This is a genomic window from Staphylococcus haemolyticus (assembly GCF_006094395.1).
In the GTDB taxonomy this organism is placed as follows: domain Bacteria; phylum Bacillota; class Bacilli; order Staphylococcales; family Staphylococcaceae; genus Staphylococcus; species Staphylococcus haemolyticus.
On sequence record NZ_CP035291.1, the window covers coordinates 903,061 to 924,896 of the forward strand.

Here is a 21,836-nt window from a genome sequence, read left to right on the forward strand (position 1 = left end):
TATTGATTGTACATTGAAAACTAGATAAGTAAGTAAAATAGATTTTACCAAGCAAAACCGAGTGAATAAGAGTTTTAAAAAAGCTTGAATTCATAAAATATAATCGCTAGTGTTCGAAAGAACACTCACAAGATTAATAACAGGTTTTCGACTTGAACTTTTAAAGAAATCGTTTTTAGATAATGAGTTGAGTTTATTTAAAGCGCAGTTTACTTTTGTAAATGAGCATTTAAATGAATGAAAACGAAGCAATATGAGAACGATTGACTAAAAGTTTGGTGGAAACATAGATTAAGTTATTAAGGGCGCACGGTGGATGCCTTGGCACTAGAAGCCGACGAAGGACGTTACTAACGACGATATGCTTTGGGTAGCTGTAAGTAAGCGTTGATCCAGAGATTTCCGAATGGGGGAACCCAGCACGAGTTATGTCGTGTTATCGACAAGTGAATTCATAGCTTGTCAGAAGGCAGACCCGGAGAACTGAAACATCTTAGTACCCGGAGGAAGAGAAAGAAAAATCGATTCCCTGAGTAGCGGCGAGCGAAACGGGAAGAGCCCAAACCAATAAGCTTGCTTATTGGGGTTGTAGGACACTCTATACGGAGTTACAAAGGAATATATTAGACGAATCATCTGGAAAGTTGAATCAAAGAAGGTAATAATCCTGTAGTTGAAAATATATTCTCTCTTGAGTGGATCCTGAGTACGACGGAGCACGTGAAATTCCGTCGGAATCTGGGAGGACCATCTCCTAAGGCTAAATACTCTCTAGTGACCGATAGTGAACCAGTACCGTGAGGGAAAGGTGAAAAGTACCCCGGAAGGGGAGTGAAAGAGAACTTGAAACCGTGTGCTTACAAGTAGTCAGAGCCCGTTAATGGGTGATGGCGTGCCTTTTGTAGAATGAACCGGCGAGTTACGATCTGATGCAAGGTTAAGCAGGAAATGTGGAGCCGTAGCGAAAGCGAGTCTGAATAGGGCGTTGAGTATTTGGTCGTAGACCCGAAACCAGGTGATCTACCCATGGTCAGGTTGAAGTTCAGGTAACACTGAATGGAGGACCGAACCGACTTACGTTGAAAAGTGAGCGGATGAACTGTGGGTAGCGGAGAAATTCCAATCGAACTTGGAGATAGCTGGTTCTCTCCGAAATAGCTTTAGGGCTAGCCTCAAGTGATGATTATTGGAGGTAGAGCACTGTTTGGACGAGGGGCCCCTCTCGGGTTACCGAATTCAGACAAACTCCGAATGCCAATTAATTTAACTTGGGAGTCAGAACATGGGTGATAAGGTCCGTGTTCGAAAGGGAAACAGCCCAGACCACCAGCTAAGGTCCCAAAATATATGTTAAGTGGAAAAGGATGTGGCGTTGCCCAGACAACTAGGATGTTGGCTTAGAAGCAGCCATCATTTAAAGAGTGCGTAATAGCTCACTAGTCGAGTGACACTGCGCCGAAAATGTACCGGGGCTAAACATATTACCGAAGCTGTGGATTGTCCGTAGGACAATGGTAGGAGAGCGTTCTAAGGGCGTTGAAGCATGATCGCAAGGACATGTGGAGCGCTTAGAAGTGAGAATGCCGGTGTGAGTAGCGAAAGACGGGTGAGAATCCCGTCCACCGATTGACTAAGGTTTCCAGAGGAAGGCTCGTCCGCTCTGGGTTAGTCGGGTCCTAAGCTGAGGCCGACAGGCGTAGGCGATGGATAACAGGTTGATATTCCTGTACCACCTAGCATCGTTTTAATCGATGGGGGGACGCAGTAGGATAGGCGAAGCGTACGATTGGATTGTACGTCTAAGCAGTGAGATTGAGTGTTAGGCAAATCCGGCACTCTTAAGATTGAGCTGTGATGGGGAGAGGAAATTGTTTCCTCGAGTCGTTGATTTCACACTGCCGAGAAAAGCCTCTAGATAGATAATAGGTGCCCGTACCGCAAACCGACACAGGTAGTCAAGATGAGAATTCTAAGGTGAGCGAGCGAACTCTCGTTAAGGAACTCGGCAAAATGACCCCGTAACTTCGGGAGAAGGGGTGCTCTTTAGGGTGCAAGCCCAGAAGAGCCGCAGTGAATAGGCCCAAGCGACTGTTTATCAAAAACACAGGTCTCTGCTAAACCGTAAGGTGATGTATAGGGGCTGACGCCTGCCCGGTGCTGGAAGGTTAAGAGGAGTGGTTAGCTTCTGCGAAGCTACGAATCGAAGCCCCAGTAAACGGCGGCCGTAACTATAACGGTCCTAAGGTAGCGAAATTCCTTGTCGGGTAAGTTCCGACCCGCACGAAAGGCGTAACGATTTGGGCACTGTCTCAACGAGAGACTCGGTGAAATCATAGTACCTGTGAAGATGCAGGTTACCCGCGACAGGACGGAAAGACCCCGTGGAGCTTTACTGTAGCCTGATATTGAAATTCGGCACAGCTTGTACAGGATAGGTAGGAGCCTTTGAAACGTGAGCGCTAGCTTACGTGGAGGCGCTGGTGGGATACTACCCTAGCTGTGTTGGCTTTCTAACCCGCACCACTTATCGTGGTGGGAGACAGTGTCAGGCGGGCAGTTTGACTGGGGCGGTCGCCTCCTAAAAGGTAACGGAGGCGCTCAAAGGTTCCCTCAGAATGGTTGGAAATCATTCATAGAGTGTAAAGGCATAAGGGAGCTTGACTGCGAGACCTACAAGTCGAGCAGGGTCGAAAGACGGACTTAGTGATCCGGTGGTTCCGCATGGAAGGGCCATCGCTCAACGGATAAAAGCTACCCCGGGGATAACAGGCTTATCTCCCCCAAGAGTTCACATCGACGGGGAGGTTTGGCACCTCGATGTCGGCTCATCGCATCCTGGGGCTGTAGTCGGTCCCAAGGGTTGGGCTGTTCGCCCATTAAAGCGGTACGCGAGCTGGGTTCAGAACGTCGTGAGACAGTTCGGTCCCTATCCGTCGTGGGCGTAGGAAATTTGAGAGGAGCTGTCCTTAGTACGAGAGGACCGGGATGGACATACCTCTGGTGTACCAGTTGTCGTGCCAACGGCATAGCTGGGTAGCTATGTATGGACGGGATAAGTGCTGAAAGCATCTAAGCATGAAGCCCCCCTCAAGATGAGATTTCCCAACTTCGGTTATAAGATCCCTCAAAGATGATGAGGTTAATAGGTTCGAGGTGGAAGCGTGGTGACACGTGGAGCTGACGAATACTAATCGATCGAAGACTTAATCAATTTATTTCAATGTTTTGCGAAGCAAAATCATTTACTTACTATCTAGTTTTGAATGTATAATCATTCTCTTGTCTGGTGACAATGGCAAGGAGGTCACACCTGTTCCCATGCCGAACACAGAAGTTAAGCTCCTTAGCACCGATGGTAGTTGGATTTACGTTCCGCTAGAGTAGGACGTTGCCAGGCAAATTATTGAGACCGAAAGGTCTCTTTTTTTATGCACAAAAACAAAACCGAAGGTTTAATAAGATATCGACAAATCAAAGTGTATAGTTTTACAAAGAGAAAGCGTTTGAAGCCAATGAATTGAGAAAATTGAGAAGCGAGTTTAGTTGAGCTAAAAGAGCAAGCAATTTTAGAAAATGAAGAAGGATGCGAGCGCTTGTCTCGAAGTAAAGTAAGCTCCTTAGTGCCGGTGGTAGCAGATTTACGTTCCGCTAGAGTAGGACGTTGCCAGGCAAATTATTGAGACCGAAAGGTCTCTTTTTTTATGCACAAAAACAAAACCGAAGGTTTAATAAGATATCGACAAATCAAAGTGTATAGTTTTACAAGGAGAAAGCGTTTGAAGCCGATGAATTGAGAAAATTGAGAAGCGAGTTTAGTTGAGCTAAAAGAGCAAGCAATTTTAGAAAATGAAAAGAGTCTGGGACATAAACCCTAGAGAAATAGCCAGTAAATGAGTTTTAACAAATTCATTTACTGGCTTCTTTATTTACAATACTCCGTATTGTTGGCTCGCTTTCTTAGGGGACAGCTTCAGCCTGTAGTCTTCAGCTTGTCCTGTTCCCTCAAGAGTCTCGCCAAAATACTTTGTATTTATATGTAATTTTACATTGTAATACTTTAAAAAAATAAAGCACTTTCGTATAATTTAATAAACATCACTAAACTAAATTAACGAGGTGCCTTATGTATAAAAATTATAACATGACTCAACTTACTCTACCAATGGAAACTTCAGTTCTTATCCCCACAAATGATATTTCACGACATGTAAATGATATTGTTGAAACAATTCCTGACAATGAATTCGACGAATTCAGACATCACCGTGGTGCAACTTCGTACCATCCTAAAATGATGTTAAAAGTGATTCTATATGCCTACACACAATCTGTATTCTCAGGTCGTAAAATAGAAAAAATGCTTAATGATAGCATCCGAATGATGTGGCTATCACAAAATCAAAAACCTTCTTATAAAACAATTAATCGATTTAGAGTAAATCCAAAAGTAGATGCTTTATTAGAATCTTTATTTATTCAATTTTACAGTCAGTGTGTAAAACAAAATCTTATAGATGATAAAGCTATTTTTATTGATGGTACAAAAATTGAAGCAAATGCCAATCGATATACATTTGTATGGAAAAAGAGTATTCAAAACCATGAATCAAAGATGAATGAGGATTCTAAAGCCCTCTACCATGAATTGGTAACCAATAAAATCATACCGGAAATTAAAGAAGATCATGATAATGAATTAACAAAAGAAGAAATAGATTTGATTGGTAGTCACTTAGATAAAGAAATCGAAGATTTAAACCAACATATCAACAATGAAAAATGTACTAAAACAAGAAAACAAATACGTCTCAAAAGAACTAAAATCAAAAAATACAAAAAGCAAATCAATGATTATTTTGAGCGAAAGTATCGATACGAATTTCAAAAATCTATTTTAAAGGATAGAAATAGTTATTCTAAGACAGATCATGATGCGACATTTATGAGAATGAAAGAAGATCACATGAAAAATGGACAACTTAAGCCAGGGTATAATTTACAAATAGCGACAAATTCCCAATTTGTTTTATCTTATAATGTGTATCAAAATCCAACGGATACTAGAACGATGATTCCATTTTTAAATTCAATTCAAGAGACCTACGGTCATTTACCTGAATATATTGTAGCTGATGCAGGTTATGGTAGTGAATCAAATTATAAGGCAATTATAGATGACTTTAATCGAACGCCACTCATAACATATGGAATGTTTATAAAAGATAAAACTAAAAAATATAAAAGTGACATCTTTAATACTCAAAATTGGAACTATGACGAAATTAATGACGAATTCATTTGTCCGAATAATAAACGGCTAGGTTTTAAAAGATATGCCTATCGTCATGATAAGTATGGTTATAAGCGAGACTTCAAATTATATGAATGTGATGATTGTTCAGAATGTCCTCTGAAAAATCAATGTATGAACTTCAATTCAAAAACAAACAAAAAAATAATGAAGAATTATAACTGGGAATATTTTAAATCCCAAATTAACAAAAAGCTTTCAGAACCAGAAACAAAAAATATCTACAGTCAAAGAAAAATTGATGTGGAACCTGTTTTTGGATTTATGAAGGCTATTTTGGGTTTCACTCGGATGTCTGTCCGAGGACTCAATAAAGTCAAAAGAGAACTTGGTTTTGTATTAATGGCACTTAATATAAGAAAAGTAGTAGCTCAACGAGCTGAAAATAATCAAAAAATTTATAAAAAAGACAATTTCTATATTATTTCAATAGAAATTGTCTTTTTTTCACTTATCCAAGAACTTTATGTCCCGGACTCTTAATATTCAAATTAAAAGTGAGTATAACATTTTATTCTCATTAATATAAATATTTGATGGATCAAAATCATGAACATTAATTTTTAGTTGGTTAAGATCATCATGATTCTTAAGTTGAATACCGATAATGACAGTACCAGTGTTTTGAGAAGTTTTCTTTAAATATTCAAACTTAGTTATATCATCCTGAGGTCCTAATACATCGTTAACAAATTCCTTTAATGCACCAGGACGTTGAGGAAAGTTAAGAATAAAGTAATGTTTCATCTCCTCGTAAAGTAATGAACGTTCTTCAATTTCTTTCATTCGATTAATATCGTTATTACCACCACTAACTACACATACTACTGTCTTACCTTTAATTTTTTCTTTATATTGCTCTAATGCTGAAACACTTAATGCACCTGCTGGTTCAGCAACAATGGCTTGTTTAGAGTACATATCTAAAATAGTTGAACAAACAGCACCTTCATCTACTTGAATATAATCGTCTACAAATTTCTTAGCTATATCATAAGTGATATCACCAACTCGTGCCACAGAAGCACCATCTACAAATTTGTCAATATGATCAAGTGTCACTATTTTGTTTTGGACAACAACTGATTCGTACATGCTACTAGCGCCAGAGGGTTCGACACCAATAATTTTAGTTTGTGGACTATATTGATTCATATAAGTGCTAATTCCTGAAATCAAACCTCCACCACCAATAGCAGCAAATAGATAATCGAACGTAATTGAATCATTACTTGATTGATTCAAAATTTCTTTTGCTAATGTTCCTTGTCCAGCTATTGTATCTACATTATTAAAAGGGTCGATAAAAGTCATGTGATTTTGTTCAGTATAAATTAAAGCTTCTTTTAGGCAATCATCAAAAGTATCTCCAGTTAATATGATTTTAACGTTTTTAGAACCAAAAAATTTAACTTGATTAACCTTTTGAAGAGGTGTGGTAACAGGCATGAAAATCACAGCTTTTAAATTTAATGCTTTAGCAGTATAAGCAACACCTTGAGCATGATTTCCAGCACTTGCGCATGTAATACCTTTTTCTTTAGCTTCACTTGTTAGAACAGAAATTGCATTATATGCACCTCTAAGTTTGAAAGAGCGAACCCATTGTAAGTCTTCTCTTTTTAAATACACATTACAGTCATATTTTTGAGAAAGATAGAGATCGAATTGTAAAGGTGTCTCTTTAACAACATCTTTTATTCTTAAGTATGCATTATCTACATCTTTAGCATTTAAAGTTGTCTTCACAGTCATTTTATCTCAACCTTTATTCTTATTTTCATATTGTTCAATTAAATCTTCATATTCTAATGTTATGGCTATATCATCTAAACCATTAACTAATTTATGTTTCCATGTTTCATCAATTTGAAAGTTAAATGATTTATCATTAGCTGAAACAGTTTGATTTGGTAAATCAATGGTAATTTCTTTTTGAGAAGCTAAATATTTTCTTTCGTTTTCACCTAAAGTAATAGGTAACATGCCATTTTTTGTACAATTCATAAAGAATATGTCACTAAAGCTACCAGCTATAATAATATTGAATCCATAATCTTTTAAAGCCCACGCAGCATGTTCACGACTTGAACCACAACCAAAATTGTCACCAGTAATCAAAATAGTAGCACCAGAGAATTCAGGTTTATTAGGATTAAAATCTGGATTATTTGTACCATCAGGAAGGTATCTCCATTCGTCAAATGCAAATGGACCGAAACCACTTTTAGTTATTCGTTTAAGATGTACTTTGGGAATAATTTGGTCAGTATCAATATTGTCATTAAACAATGGTACAACTTTTCCTGTATAGGTTGTAATAGGTTGGATATCCATTACTAAACAACCACCTTTCTAACATCTACGAATCTTCCTTCAATAGCCGCTGCAGCAGCCATAGCAGGGGACACTAGATGCGTTCTAGCGCCTTTACCTTGTCTTCCTTCAAAGTTACGATTGCTCGTAGAGGCACAGTGTATGCCTTCGGGTACTTGATCAGGATTCATACCTAAACACATTGAACAACCTGGTTCTCTCCATTGAAATCCTGCATCTTTAAATATTTTGTCCAAACCCAATGCTTCAGCTTCTTTTTTAACTGAGCGAGAGCCAGGTACAACGATTGCAGTGATTTTTGGATGGACTTGTTTACCCTTAACGATTCGACTAGCTTCTACTAAGTCTGATAATCTTGCATTGGTACAAGAACCTAAGAACACATAACCTAAATCGATATCTTCAGCTTTTTGGCCTGGTTTTAAGCCCATATATTGATAAGCGCGTTCATCATTAATATTTTTAATTTTTGGAAAAGGTGTATTAAAACTAACACCCATTTCAGGATTTGTTCCCCATGTAACTTGAGGTTCTAAATTTGTAACATCAAGTTTGATAACTTTATCAAATTTAGCATCGGCATCAGTATATAATTGACGCCAATCATTGATAGAACGGTCAAAATTTCGAGCATATTTTCTGTCTTTGACATAAGCAAATGTCATTTCATCTGGTTGCATCAATCCATATTTAGCACCAGCTTCAATGGCCATGTTGCAGATAGTCATTCTAGCTTCCATAGACAGAGATCTAATCGTTTCACCTGTAAATTCAATAGCGTAACCAGTACCAAAATCAACACCATATTGACTAATAAGATACAAGATAATATCTTTCGCATAGACGCCTTTTGGTAACTGACCTGTAACGTCTATCTTTAAATTTTTAGGTTTAGTTTGCCAAAGTGTTTGAGTAGCAAATACATGTTCAACTTCACTTGTCCCTATACCAAATGCGATTGCACCAAAGGCCCCATGCGTGGCAGTATGTGAATCACCACAAACGATTGTTTTTCCAGGTTGAGTGAGACCTGTTTCTGGACCTACCATGTGAACAATACCTTGTTCAACAGAACCCATATCAAATAATTGAACACCAAATTCCTTTGCATTCTTTTGAAGTGTAGTAATTTGTTTGTTCGCAATTTCATCTTTAATATTAAAAATATCTATTGTAGGAACATTATGATCTAAAGTTGCAAATGTTAAATCAGGGCGTCTCAATTTACGATTTTGAAGTCTTAAACCTTCGAAAGCTTGTGGAGAAGTCACTTCATGAATTAAGTGTAAATCAATATATAATAATTGAGGTTCACCTTCATTCCCGGTTAAAACATGTTTATTCCAAACTTTATCGAATAACGTTTGTCCCATAAAAGCATTCCCCCTTATTAATAATTCTTTTTTAATTCATTGAATATATCTGATGTAGTATAGTGCCCATTTAAATCTTTAGTTGTTTTACCATCTTTAATAAGTTGATATACAGCCTGTTCTAGTTCAGACGCCGCATCTTCAAAGTTAAAACTTTCACGTAAGCACATGGCTAACGAGAGTATCATACCAAATGGGTTAGCTAGATTTTGATTTGCAATGTCGGGTGCTGAACCATGAATAGGTTCATAAAGTCTTGGTCCTTCTAAACTAAAACTTGCAGAAGGTGATAAACCTAATGAACCTGGAATGGTAGAAGCTTCATCACTTAATATATCTCCAAATAGATTTTCAGTAACAATGACATCAAAATTAGTAGGTTGGGAAATTAACTGCATGCTACAAGCATCAACTAATAAATGATTCACTTTAACATCAGGAAACTCATGACTAATCTCATTAATAGTTTTACGCCAAAGTTTACTTGTAGCTAACACATTTTCTTTATCAACTGACGTTAATTTTTTCTTTCTTTGAGATGCTAATTCAAAAGCTACCATTGCAATACGTTCAATTTCCTTTTTAGTATAAGTTAGTGAGTCTAGTGCACTTTGATTATCAATATGCCGTGGTTCACCAAAATATAAGCCACTAGTTAATTCTCTCACTATGATAAAATCCGTTCCTTTGACACGTGATTCTTTAATTGGAGAAAAATGACTTGTACCCTCAGTAACTTTAGTAGGTCGTATATTGGCGAACAAACCTAGAGATTTACGTAATGCTAATAATCCTTGCTCAGGTCTATTATTAGGATCAGTCCATTGAGGACCACCTACAGCACCCAACAAAATTGCGTCAGCATTTTTACAAGCATTTAAAGTATCATCAGGAAGGGGAACACCATGCGAATCTATGGCTGCACCTCCAAAATCATAAGACGTTAATTGATAATCAAATTTATATTTTTTACTGATTAGTTCTAATAATTCTAACGTACCACTTAAGATTTCTGGTCCTATTCCATCACCAGGCAAAGCTACAATATTATAAGTCATTAGTGATTACCTTCCTTTTTGTTAATTTCACTAGCGTATTTAGCATGTGCTTCTACATATGCTTTGCAAGAGGCATATAACACATCATGATCAATACCAATACCATTAACAGGTTGACCTTCAATAGTTAATGAAACATGTACTTCTGCTTGAGCGTCGGTACCTTCAGTGACAGATTCAATACGGTAATCAATGAGTTCACTTTTATGTTTAAAAATGCGATCAACTGCATTATATATAGCCACAATTGACCCAGTTCCTATACTTGAATCTTGATAAATATTACCATTTTTATCTTTTATAACGACAACAGCACTTTGTAAACCATTGGAAACAAACTGCAATTGAAGTGTATCAACTTGATAAATTGCATTTTGCTCATGTTCAGTACCTTGGATAATCGCATGTATATCTCGATCAGTTACACTTTTCTTTTTATCAGCAATGGCTTTGAATTGTTTAAATAATTCAGCTTGATTTTGTGGTTCAATATCGTATCCTAAAGATTTTAATTTTTCAGCAAAAGCGTGTTTACCTGATAGTTTACCAAGAGGTAAATCATTTTTACTAATACCAACAAGTTGTGGCGTCATGATTTCATAAGTTTCTGGATTTTTTAAAACACCATCTTGGTGAATGCCAGACTCATGACTAAAAGCATTTTGACCAACAATGGCTTTATTTCTAGGAACGCGTATACCAGCATAGCGAGATATAATATCAGAAGTATTTTTTGTTTCTGATAGTTTCAATCGTGTTTCATTACCATAGTGATCTTTACGGACATATAGTGCTAAAGCTAATTCTTCTATGGCAGTATTGCCCGCTCGTTCACCGATGCCATTTACTGTTCCTTCGATTCGTTTGGCACCATTTTCAATAGCAGCCAGACTATTAGCAACTGCCATTCCTAAATCATCATGACAATGTGCACTATAAGTAATGTCTTGTTTAGAGTTAATGTTCTCAATCAAGGTTTTAAAAATTCGACCATATTCATTTGGATAACTATAACCGACTGTATCTGGGATGTTAATGATTGTAGCACCACAGTCTACTGCCATCTGTACACATTTTATTAAGAAATCTGTATCAGTTCTTGTGGCATCCTCAGGTGAAAATTGAACGACATCAAAGTATTGTTTGGCATAACTGACGTGCTCTTTAATTGATTCCAAGACCTGTTGTTGAGTCATTTTGAGTTTATGAGTTAAGTGAATGGGTGAAGTTGCTATAAAAACGTGAATAACTGGTTTTACAGCATCTTTTGTAGCTTCATAAACAGCATCGATATCTGATTTTTTACAGCGTGCTAACCCACATACAGCTGTTTTAGTTAAAGTATTTGATATAGCTTGAACAGACTTAAAGCTACCTGCACTTGAAGCGGGAAAACCTGCTTCAAGTATATCTACACCCCATGTTTCTAACTGTTTGGCAATCTTTAATCGCTCGTCAAAAGAAAAGTTAACTCCAGGTGTTTGTTCACCGTCTCTTAATGTTGTATCAAAAATTTGAATATGGCTTTCCATCTTTAACAACCCCTTAGCATTTATTTTTGAATACTTTTAGATTTAATGAATGGCATCATTTTTCTTAATTCGCGACCAACTGCTTCGATTTCATGACCGTGTTGTTGTTCACGTAATTTATAGAATTCTTTAAAGCCATTTTCATTGTCTTTAACAAAGCTATTTGCAAAATTACCATTTTGAATATCTTTTAATACTGATTTCATATTGTCTTTAACATCAGGAGTGATGACTCTAGGTCCTGAAACATAGTCACCATACTCTGCAGTGTTAGAAATTGAGTAACGAACGTTCTCCATACCGCCTTCATACATTAAATCAACAATTAACTTCATTTCATGTAATACTTCGAAGTATGCTAATTCTTTTTGATAGCCTGCTTCAACTAAAGTTTCAAAGCCACTTTGGATTAATTTATGAATACCACCACAAAGTACTGCTTGCTCACCGAATAAATCTGTTTCAGTTTCTTCTTTAAATGTTGTTTCAATTACACCTGCACGCGTAGCTCCGATACCTTTCGCATAACTTAATGAAATATCGCGTGCTTGACCAGTAGCATCTTGTTGTACACCAAATAGTGCTGGTACGGCAGTTCCTTCAACAAAGGTACGTCTTACTAAATGACCAGGTCCTTTAGGAGCTACTAAGAAGACATCCACATCTTTAGGTGGTTTGATAACTTCAAAGTGGATATTAAAACCATGCGCAAATGCTAGGGCATTTCCAGCTTCTAAGTTAGGTTCAATTTCATTTTTATAGACATTTCCTTGGATTTCATCTGGCAATAACACCATGATGATATCTGCTTGTTTAACAGCTTCTGCAACTGGATAAACATCGAAGCCATCTTCTTTAGCTTTATCAAAAGAATGACCAGGGCGAATACCAACAATAACGTCATAACCGTTGTCTTTAAGGTTTTGTGCATGCGCGTGTCCTTGTGAACCGTAACCGATAATTGCAATTTTTTTACCTTGTAATGCATCTTTCTCAACTGATTGATCGTAATAAACTTTAGTCATAATACATTCCTCCAAAAATTTAAATAACTTAATATTTAGAATATTCTTAAAATTTAGATAAAGAAATTATCTAAATTATGTGATGTTAGTGGTTATTTATTTAATTATACTAGCGCATCAATATACAGCTTATCTCAGTTCTGACTAATATCTTGAACTTCGAGTACACTGACTTGTTTTTTTAACTTCGCAATTAAAATTTTAAATATAGCTTCATCTTCAATATCTGCAGTAATTTGCATATCAGAGATACCTTTTTCTTGAGATGGTTTAACTGTTAATTCATTAATATTATATTGTAGTCTAACGAATGCACTTGTAATTCTGTTTAATGTGCTCACTTGATCGGTTACTTTTAAATGTAAAATTCGTTTCATTCTAACCCCTCCATTTCATGGTTCGCTTTGCCACTTGGGATCATAGGATTAACTGGTTCAGTAGGTGAGATTCTAACTTCGATTAGCGCAGGTCCACTATAATTAAATGCTGAATCAAGTGTTTTAGTTAGTTTATTTGGATGATCAATTAAGAAACCTTTAACACCATATGCTTCTGCCATCTTCATGAAGTCAGGTTGATCATTAAATACTGAATGAGAGAATCGGTGGTTAAAGAATTTGTCTTGCCACTGTTTAACCATACCTAATGTGCCATTATTGATTAGAACGATTTTTACGTTGAGTCCGTATTCAGGCAGTAACGCTATTTCCTGATTTGTCATTTGAAAACCACCATCACCAACAAAGCAAATAACTGTTTTATCAGGTTCAGCTAATTGAGCACCGATAGCTGATGGAATACCAAATCCCATAGTACCTAAACCACCGCTAGTAACCCATTGACCATGATGTTTGAATGGATAAAATTGAGCTGCCCACATTTGATGTTGACCAACATCAGTAGTAACTATAGCTTCACCGTTTGTAATTTTTCCGATATATTCAATAGCTTCTTGAGGTTTGCAAAATGTGTCATCAGTTTTTTTATATTTAAAAGGATGTTTGTGCTTATTTTCAATACAATGGTTAACCCAGTGTTCATGGGAAGTTTTATTTGTAAATCTTTGAGATAAAGCTTCGAGTACTTTTTTACAGTCAGCAACTATCCCTAAGTCAGTCGAAATCACCTTGTTAATTTCTGATTCATCAATATCCACATGAACTACGGTTGCATGAGGAGCAAATTCATTAGGATTACTTGCTAATCTATCATCAAACCGACTACCTAAATTAATTAATAAATCACATTCGGTTAAAGCCATATTACTTGCATAGGAGCCATGCATACCTCCCATACCTAGAAATAGTGGATTGTCATAAGGAATAGCTCCCAGACCTAAAAGTGTAGTAGCTACTGGAATTTGATGTTTAGTTACAAATTGAGTTAATAATTCATTAGATTGTGAATGATTAATGCCAGCGCCTGCTAAGATAAGTGGTTGCTTTGCATTATCTAAATATTGAATTAATTGACTAATATCTTTATCTTTAGGATTTACAGTGACATCATATGCCGGTAAGTCCACTTCATTTACAAGTGGTGCAGATGTTTTAAGTACACCCATATCTTTAGGAAAATCTATAACTACAGGGCCTTTGCGTCCAGAATTTGCTAAGTAAAATGCTTCATGAACGATTCTTGGAATATCATTTACATTTTTAACTTGGAAATTAGCTTTTGTAATTGGTGTAGTCATAGAAAGTAAATCTGCTTCTTGAAAAGTGTCTTTACCAATTCCTGGTGTTGCTACTTGTCCAGTGAATACTACTAAGGGGAGGGAATCACAGTACGCATCTGTTATACCGGTAATCGCATTTGTAGCGCCAGGACCACTTGTTACAACCACTACACCAGTTTTGCCAGATACTCTTGCATAACCTTCTGCAGCGTGAGTAGCACCTTGTTCATGTCTTGCTAAGATGTGTTTAATTTTCCCATCATAGAAAGTGTCATATAATGGTAAAACTGCGCCACCAGGATAACCGAATATGAAATCAACATCTTCATGTAATAATGCCTCTACTAAAAGTTCTGAACCGGATCTGAAATTATTATTTGCGTCTAAATCACTATCTTCTTTTAGACTAGTCTGTTTTGAATAGTCCATAGCATCAGGACTTACTACGCTACTTTCCTTTTTACTTGTCATGTTGAACAACTCCTCTAGTTATATTAGATTTTCGGGAACTTGCATAATACCACCAGTATTCGCACTAGTGACCAAAGCAGTATATCTTGCCAGATAACCTGATTTCACTTTTGCCTTAAAAGGTTGTAATGCTTCTTTACGATGATTAAGTTCTTCTTTAGTTTGATTAACATTTAAAGTTCGATTGATTAAATCAATAGTAACTTCATCGCCGTCTTTAATGAGTCCAATAGGTCCATCTGAAGCTGCTTCTGGTGAAATGTGGCCGACAGCGATACCTCTCGTTGCACCAGAGAATCTACCATCAGTTATTAATGCGACATCTTTACCTAAACCTCTACCTACAATTGAAGAAGTAGGGGCTAACATTTCAGGCATTCCTGGTCCACCTTTAGGACCTTCATATCGAATAACAACGACATGACCTTCGCGTACGATTTTATTATCAATTGCTTCAACAGCTTCATCGTGTGAATTGAAACAAATTGCTTTACCAGTAAATGTCTTAATAGAAGGATCAACGCCACCAACTTTAATAACAGCCCCTTTAGGCGCTATATTTCCAAATAATATTGAGAGACCACCTTGCTTATCATAAGAATCATCTAGTGAATGAATGACATCAAAATTCTTAATTTCTTTACCTTCATTATTTTCACGAAGTGTTTTTCCAGTAACTGTGAGTCTATCTGGATGTAATGTTCCTTCTTTTTTCATCAATTCATTGATGATAGCTGGACAACCACCTGCTTCGTGGACATCATGCATAGAATATGAAGAACTTGGCGCAATCTTAGATAAATAAGGCGTCTTTTTAGCGATTTCATTGATGCGTTCCAAATCGTAATCAATTCCAGCTTCGTTTGCAATGGCAAGCGTATGTAATACTGTGTTAGTTGAACCACCCATCGCCATATCAAGTGCAAATGCATCATCGATAGCTTCTCGAGTTACGATATCAAGTGGTTTGATATCTTTTTTGATATTATCTACTAATTTAAATGCAGCTTCACGAATCATTTCTCTTCTTTGTTCGCTTACTGCTAAAGCTGTACCGTTATATGGTAGTGCTAAGCCTAAGACTTCCATTAAACAATTCATTGAGTTTGCAGTAAACATTCCCGCGCAAGAACCACAAGTAGGGCAGGCGTTTTGTTCCATATCTAAAAATGCTTCTTTGGAGAGTTTACCTTCTTTAAATGCGCCAACCGCTTCAAACATTGATGATAATGTCAAAGCTTTACCTTGCGCTGATAAACCAGCTTTCATAGGCCCACCAGAACAGAATATAGCTGGTACATTGGTTCTAACGGCAGCTAATAACATACCGGGTGTTATTTTGTCGCAATTAGGAATGTAAAATACGCCATCGAACCAGTGCGCATTAATGACGGTCTCTGCAGCATCAGCAATGATTTCTCGAGAGGGTAGTGAGTAACGCATTCCAATGTGTCCCATAGCTATACCATCATCAACGCCAATAGTATTAAACTCGAAAGGTATAGCGCCTGCCTCACGAATAGCTTCTTTAGCAATGTCAGCCAATTCTCTTAAATGCACATGTCCAGGTACAATATCGATATAAGAGTTACAAATTGCTACAAAAGGTTTGTTCATATCTGTAGGATTTTTAAGTGCGCCCGTGGCGTGTAAAAGACTTCGAGCAGGTGCTTGATGATCACCTTTTTTTATCATGTCACTTCTCATAAATAATTCCCCCATAAAACACAATAAGTTTAAAACATAAAAAGACGCCCCAATTTATGATTGGGACGTCTATAAGTCCCATTCAATGAGAAATAGGACTTAAACATTTAGTAACAGATAATTACTAAAGTTCCAGCCCTTGCGAGTATAATAAAATAATTAAATTGTCAGTTGGGTTATATGTTTGATTTGTCATTTTAATATACTCCTTCCTTGAATGGTTATATTAGAATAGTTAGAATTGTTTAAAAATTCGATAAACTTAATTTACTATATCATTTTTATTAAGTCAATAGCCTTTTTAAGAATTTTCTAACAACTTCATCTCATCATTCTTTTGTTGAGTATAGGGAAATTGTTTAAGGAATTTGTTATAATTAGTAAGTTAAAATTTTTATGACTTAATTTAGTTTGAGAGAATAAAATAAGTTACCATAAGTTCTGAAATGGTCATGAATAATCATTTGATTTAAAAAAATTTGAAAGAGTGGGACTAATGATAAGTATTAATAATTTGGATGAATTAAATCATTTTGCAAACGTGTTAGTTCGACACTTAGAGCCTAGTGATTTAATCCTTTTAAATGGCGACCTAGGGGCAGGTAAAACTACACTAACACAATTTATAGGTAAACATTTAGGAGTTAAGCGTAATATTAATTCTCCTACCTTTAATATTATAAAATCATATAAAGGGAGTAATTTAAAATTACATCATATGGACTGTTATCGTTTGGAAGATTCAGATGAAGATCTAGGATTTGATGAATATTTTCAAGATGAGGGCATTACCATTATTGAATGGAGTCAATTTATTCAAGATTTATTACCTAAGGAACATTTAATAATCAATATAGAAACTTTAAGTGAAACAAAAAGAACTATAAAATTAGAAGCCCAAGGAACCCATTATTTAAAAGTAAAGGAGGAAGTTGAAAGTGAATTTATTAATGATTGATACATCTAATCAACCGATGTCAATCGCAATCATGCAAGATGATACCGTCTTGGCAGAAACTACGTCGGAAGATAAAAGAGATCATTCGAGTCAACTTATGCCTGGTATTCAGCACTTATTTGAAGAAGCAAAAATTGAAAAAAATGATATTGATGGGATTGTAGTTGCTAAGGGTCCAGGTTCCTATACTGGAGTTAGAATTGGCGTAACCACCGCTAAAACGTTGGCCTATGCATTAAATACTAAATTATATGGTGTATCATCTTTAGCAGCATTAGCTGCAACAGTGAAGAATGATAAACAAAAATTATTAGTTCCAATCATTGATGCGCGTCGTGAAGCGGTATACACTGGTGTTTATCAAAACGTTGATGGAAATATAACAACTATTATAAAAGATCAATATTTACCTATTGAAGAATTAAAAAAGCAATTAACTGAAATGAACCAACCATTTCTTTATGTTGGTAGAGATGCTGATAAGTTATCCGAACACCTAGGTGGAGAAATAAAAAATAATTTACCTCATGCTCCAACTATGAAACAACTCATAACTAAAAGTGAACCGATTCATACATTTGTTCCTAATTATATTAAACTATCAGAGGCTGAAAGAAATTGGCTAAACCAACAGAAGCAGAATTAACAATTAGAGCAATGCAAGTAGATGATGTCCCCAGTGTATTCGATATAGAACGAGATAGTTTCAATGATAGTTCGTGGACAATTGATGCATTTTATCATGAATTGAATGAAAATAACTTTGCTAAATATTTTGTAATTGTTTTTGAAAATGAAATTATCGGATATCTAGGACTATGGATGGTTATTGATCAAGCTCAAATTACAACGATAGCAATTCGTAAAGACTCTAGAGGTTATGGACTGGGACAATTATTATTAAAGTATGTAATGGATTATGCAAGCCATTCATGTGAAGTGATGAGTTTGGAAGTTAGGATAGATAATGTAATTGCGCAACATGTTTATACTAATTTGGGTTTTCAATTTGGAGGTAAACGTAAAAATTATTATGGAGAAGGCGAGGATGCAATGGTAATGTGGGTGAACTTAAATGAATAAAGAAACATTAATATTAGCAATAGAAACGAGTTGTGATGAAACAAGTGTAAGTGTCATTAAAAATGGAAATTCAATTTTATCTAATATTGTATTAAGTCAAATTGAGAGTCATAAGCGTTTCGGTGGTGTTGTACCTGAAGTTGCAAGTCGACATCACGTTGAAGGGATTACGACAACGATTGAAGAAGCATTAACAACTGCAAATATATCAATGAATGATATTGATGCAATAGCAGTGACTCAAGGACCAGGATTAATTGGCGCATTACTTATCGGTATTAATGCAGCGAAAGCACTAGCTTTTGCTTATGACAAACCACTTATTCCTGTGCACCATATTGCAGGTCACATTTATGCCAATCATTTAGAAGAACCATTAACATTTCCATTAATTGCGCTAATTGTGTCAGGGGGGCATACTGAATTAGTATATATGAAATCTCATATGCATTTCGAAGTTATTGGTGAGACAAGAGATGATGCAGTGGGAGAGGCGTATGATAAAGTCGCTCGAACAATTGATTTACCATACCCAGGAGGGCCACAAATTGATAAATTAGCTCAATATGGTAAAGATACTTATGATTTTCCAAGAGTGTGGTTAGAAAAGGAAAGTTATGATTTTAGTTTTAGTGGATTGAAAAGTTCTGTTATAAATAAACTGCATAATTTGCGACAAAAGAATGAAGAAGTTGTAAAAGAAGATGTAGCAACTAGTTTTCAAAATAGTGTTGTAGACGTGTTAAGTACTAAAGCGATTAATGCATGTAAAGCCTATAAAGTTAACAGACTTATTGTTGCTGGAGGTGTTGCAAGTAATAAAGGATTGCGATACCGATTACAACAATTATGTGAAGATAATAATATTCATTTATCCATTCCAAGTCCTAAATTATGTACTGATAATGCAGCAATGATTGGTGCTGCAGCATATTACTATTATCAGTCAGGAATTACAGCTAAGTTAGATTTGAATGGTGAAAATAATATGGATATAGAAGAAGCTACTATAGAAGTTTAAATTTATATTATTTATTTAATCGAATTAATTATTTCAATAATCAAAAGGAACCTCTTTTAACGTAAGGATTAAGATCCACTGTTAACAAGAGGTTTTTTATTGAGATTAAAATAATTCAAAAGGTCAATAGGGAACGTTTGTACTTATCAACATTAAGTGTATAAGTTGTGGATAAACCGTTCTTAACAATGTGGATATGAATTTAATTTTGTGTAAAAATCTTGTAAATGAATTTAAAATAAGTTGTGGATAAGTGGGATAACTATGTGGATAGCTGATAATATCGTATTTTAGCTGTTTATAACTTTTGTTGAAATTTGTATAAAAAAATGAGTCTGGGACATAAACCCTAGAGAAATAGCCAGTAAATGAGTTTTAACAAATTCATTTACTGGCTTCTTTATTTACAATACTCCGTATTGTTGGCTCGCTTTCTTAGGGGACAGCTTCAGCCTGTAGTCTTCAGCTTGTCCTGTTCCCTCAAGAGTCTCGCCAAAATACTTTGTATTTATATGTAATTTTACATTGTAATACTTTAAAAAAATAAAGCACTTTCGTATAATTTAATAAACATCACTAAACTAAATTAACGAGGTGCCTTATGTATAAAAATTATAACATGACTCAACTTACTCTACCAATGGAAACTTCAGTTCTTATCCCCACAAATGATATTTCACGACATGTAAATGATATTGTTGAAACAATTCCTGACAATGAATTCGACGAATTCAGACATCACCGTGGTGCAACTTCGTACCATCCTAAAATGATGTTAAAAGTGATTCTATATGCCTACACACAATCTGTATTCTCAGGTCGTAAAATAGAAAAAATGCTTAATGATAGCATCCGAATGATGTGGCTATCACAAAATCAAAAACCTTCTTATAAAACAATTAATCGATTTAGAGTAAATCCAAAAGTAGATGCTTTATTAGAATCTTTATTTATTCAATTTTACAGTCAGTGTGTAAAACAAAATCTTATAGATGATAAAGCTATTTTTATTGATGGTACAAAAATTGAAGCAAATGCCAATCGATATACATTTGTATGGAAAAAGAGTATTCAAAACCATGAATCAAAGATGAATGAGGATTCTAAAGCCCTCTACCATGAATTGGTAACCAATAAAATCATACCGGAAATTAAAGAAGATCATGATAATGAATTAACAAAAGAAGAAATAGATTTGATTGGTAGTCACTTAGATAAAGAAATCGAAGATTTAAACCAACATATCAACAATGAAAAATGTACTAAAACAAGAAAACAAATACGTCTCAAAAGAACTAAAATCAAAAAATACAAAAAGCAAATCAATGATTATTTTGAGCGAAAGTATCGATACGAATTTCAAAAATCTATTTTAAAGGATAGAAATAGTTATTCTAAGACAGATCATGATGCGACATTTATGAGAATGAAAGAAGATCACATGAAAAATGGACAACTTAAGCCAGGGTATAATTTACAAATAGCGACAAATTCCCAATTTGTTTTATCTTATAATGTGTATCAAAATCCAACGGATACTAGAACGATGATTCCATTTTTAAATTCAATTCAAGAGACCTACGGTCATTTACCTGAATATATTGTAGCTGATGCAGGTTATGGTAGTGAATCAAATTATAAGGCAATTATAGATGACTTTAATCGAACGCCACTCATAACATATGGAATGTTTATAAAAGATAAAACTAAAAAATATAAAAGTGACATCTTTAATACTCAAAATTGGAACTATGACGAAATTAATGACGAATTCATTTGTCCGAATAATAAACGGCTAGGTTTTAAAAGATATGCCTATCGTCATGATAAGTATGGTTATAAGCGAGACTTCAAATTATATGAATGTGATGATTGTTCAGAATGTCCTCTGAAAAATCAATGTATGAACTTCAATTCAAAAACAAACAAAAAAATAATGAAGAATTATAACTGGGAATATTTTAAATCCCAAATTAACAAAAAGCTTTCAGAACCAGAAACAAAAAATATCTACAGTCAAAGAAAAATTGATGTGGAACCTGTTTTTGGATTTATGAAGGCTATTTTGGGTTTCACTCGGATGTCTGTCCGAGGACTCAATAAAGTCAAAAGAGAACTTGGTTTTGTATTAATGGCACTTAATATAAGAAAAGTAGTAGCTCAACGAGCTGAAAATAATCAAAAAATTTATAAAAAAGACAATTTCTATATTATTTCAATAGAAATTGTCTTTTTTTCACTTATCCAAGAACTTTATGTCCCGGACTCTGGTAAAATAATGA

13 protein-coding genes, 2 rRNA genes and 2 pseudogenes are annotated in these 21,836 nt (G+C 35.4%); 8 read left to right on the plus strand and 9 right to left on the minus strand.

Features of this window, described 5'->3' with window-relative positions; genetic code table 11:
* The first annotated feature begins 289 nt into the window (after positions 1 to 289).
* The 3 genes and pseudogenes from EQ029_RS04315 (at position 290) to EQ029_RS04325 (ending at position 5,840) form a co-directional block, all read left to right on the plus strand.
* A 23S ribosomal RNA gene (locus EQ029_RS04315) occupies positions 290 to 3,211 on the plus strand.
* Positions 3,212 to 3,282: 71 nt separating this feature from the next.
* Positions 3,283 to 3,397 (plus strand): 5S ribosomal RNA (gene rrf, locus EQ029_RS04320).
* Positions 3,398 to 4,123: 726 nt separating this feature from the next.
* Positions 4,124 to 5,840, plus strand: a pseudogene (locus tag EQ029_RS04325) (IS1182 family transposase).
* Here the strand turns inward: EQ029_RS04325 and ilvA are convergent.
* The 9 genes from ilvA to ilvD all read right to left on the minus strand — a co-directional run bounded on the left by ilvA (position 5,798) and on the right by ilvD (position 16,492).
* Entirely contained in the window at positions 5,798 to 7,066 is a 1,269-nt protein-coding gene (ilvA, locus tag EQ029_RS04330) for a threonine ammonia-lyase IlvA (RefSeq protein ID WP_011275280.1), read from the minus strand. The pseudogene EQ029_RS04325 and the gene ilvA sit on opposite strands and share 43 nt — an antisense overlap.
* Positions 7,067 to 7,072: 6 nt before the next feature.
* On the minus strand, positions 7,073 to 7,648 hold the full coding sequence (leuD, locus tag EQ029_RS04335) for a 3-isopropylmalate dehydratase small subunit (protein WP_011275281.1): 576 nt from the start codon (positions 7,646 to 7,648) through the stop codon (positions 7,073 to 7,075).
* A 2-nt stretch (positions 7,649 to 7,650) separates the two neighbouring features.
* Positions 7,651 to 9,021: a 3-isopropylmalate dehydratase large subunit gene (gene leuC / locus EQ029_RS04340; RefSeq protein ID WP_011275282.1), complete on the minus strand. Its 1,371-nt coding sequence runs from the start codon at positions 9,019 to 9,021 to the stop codon at positions 7,651 to 7,653.
* Positions 9,022 to 9,038: 17 nt separating this feature from the next.
* Positions 9,039 to 10,079 (minus strand): 3-isopropylmalate dehydrogenase, encoded by a 1,041-nt coding sequence (gene leuB, locus EQ029_RS04345; RefSeq protein ID WP_011275283.1) that lies wholly within the window; start codon positions 10,077 to 10,079, stop codon positions 9,039 to 9,041.
* Positions 10,079 to 11,611 carry a 2-isopropylmalate synthase gene (locus EQ029_RS04350; protein WP_053020477.1) on the minus strand — a complete coding sequence of 511 codons (1,533 nt, stop codon included), beginning with the start codon at positions 11,609 to 11,611 and terminating at the stop codon, positions 10,079 to 10,081. The genes leuB and EQ029_RS04350 overlap by 1 nt, the downstream gene beginning before the upstream one ends.
* 20 nt (positions 11,612 to 11,631) lie before the next feature.
* Entirely contained in the window at positions 11,632 to 12,636 is a 1,005-nt protein-coding gene (gene ilvC / locus EQ029_RS04355; RefSeq protein WP_037559038.1) for a ketol-acid reductoisomerase, read from the minus strand.
* A gap of 134 nt (positions 12,637 to 12,770) precedes the next feature.
* Entirely contained in the window at positions 12,771 to 13,013 is a 243-nt protein-coding gene (locus EQ029_RS04360; protein ID WP_011275286.1) for an ACT domain-containing protein, read from the minus strand.
* A complete protein-coding gene (ilvB, locus tag EQ029_RS04365; protein WP_227490081.1) occupies positions 13,010 to 14,743 on the minus strand; it encodes a biosynthetic-type acetolactate synthase large subunit in 1,734 nt (577 codons plus the stop codon). Before ilvB ends, EQ029_RS04360 begins: the two co-directional genes overlap by 4 nt.
* Positions 14,744 to 14,803: 60 nt before the next feature.
* Positions 14,804 to 16,492 carry a dihydroxy-acid dehydratase gene (gene ilvD / locus EQ029_RS04370; protein ID WP_037559039.1) on the minus strand — a complete coding sequence of 563 codons (1,689 nt, stop codon included), beginning with the start codon at positions 16,490 to 16,492 and terminating at the stop codon, positions 14,804 to 14,806.
* A 496-nt stretch (positions 16,493 to 16,988) separates the two neighbouring features.
* On the opposite strand from ilvD, the gene tsaE reads away from it, so the two are divergent.
* The 5 genes and pseudogenes from tsaE to EQ029_RS04395 all read left to right on the plus strand — a co-directional run bounded on the left by tsaE (position 16,989) and on the right by EQ029_RS04395 (position 21,833).
* Positions 16,989 to 17,450: a tRNA (adenosine(37)-N6)-threonylcarbamoyltransferase complex ATPase subunit type 1 TsaE gene (gene tsaE / locus EQ029_RS04375; protein ID WP_011275289.1), complete on the plus strand. Its 462-nt coding sequence runs from the start codon at positions 16,989 to 16,991 to the stop codon at positions 17,448 to 17,450.
* Positions 17,431 to 18,096, plus strand: a complete 666-nt coding sequence (gene tsaB / locus EQ029_RS04380; RefSeq protein ID WP_011275290.1) for a tRNA (adenosine(37)-N6)-threonylcarbamoyltransferase complex dimerization subunit type 1 TsaB — start codon at positions 17,431 to 17,433, stop codon at positions 18,094 to 18,096. The genes tsaE and tsaB overlap by 20 nt, the downstream gene beginning before the upstream one ends.
* Positions 18,097 to 18,107: 11 nt before the next feature.
* Positions 18,108 to 18,533 (plus strand): ribosomal protein S18-alanine N-acetyltransferase, encoded by a 426-nt coding sequence (rimI, locus tag EQ029_RS04385; RefSeq protein WP_486559387.1) that lies wholly within the window; start codon positions 18,108 to 18,110, stop codon positions 18,531 to 18,533.
* Entirely contained in the window at positions 18,526 to 19,554 is a 1,029-nt protein-coding gene (gene tsaD, locus EQ029_RS04390) for a tRNA (adenosine(37)-N6)-threonylcarbamoyltransferase complex transferase subunit TsaD (protein WP_037559040.1), read from the plus strand. Before rimI ends, tsaD begins: the two co-directional genes overlap by 8 nt.
* A gap of 601 nt (positions 19,555 to 20,155) precedes the next feature.
* Positions 20,156 to 21,833, plus strand: a pseudogene (locus tag EQ029_RS04395) (IS1182 family transposase).
* Positions 21,834 to 21,836 lie beyond the last annotated feature (3 nt).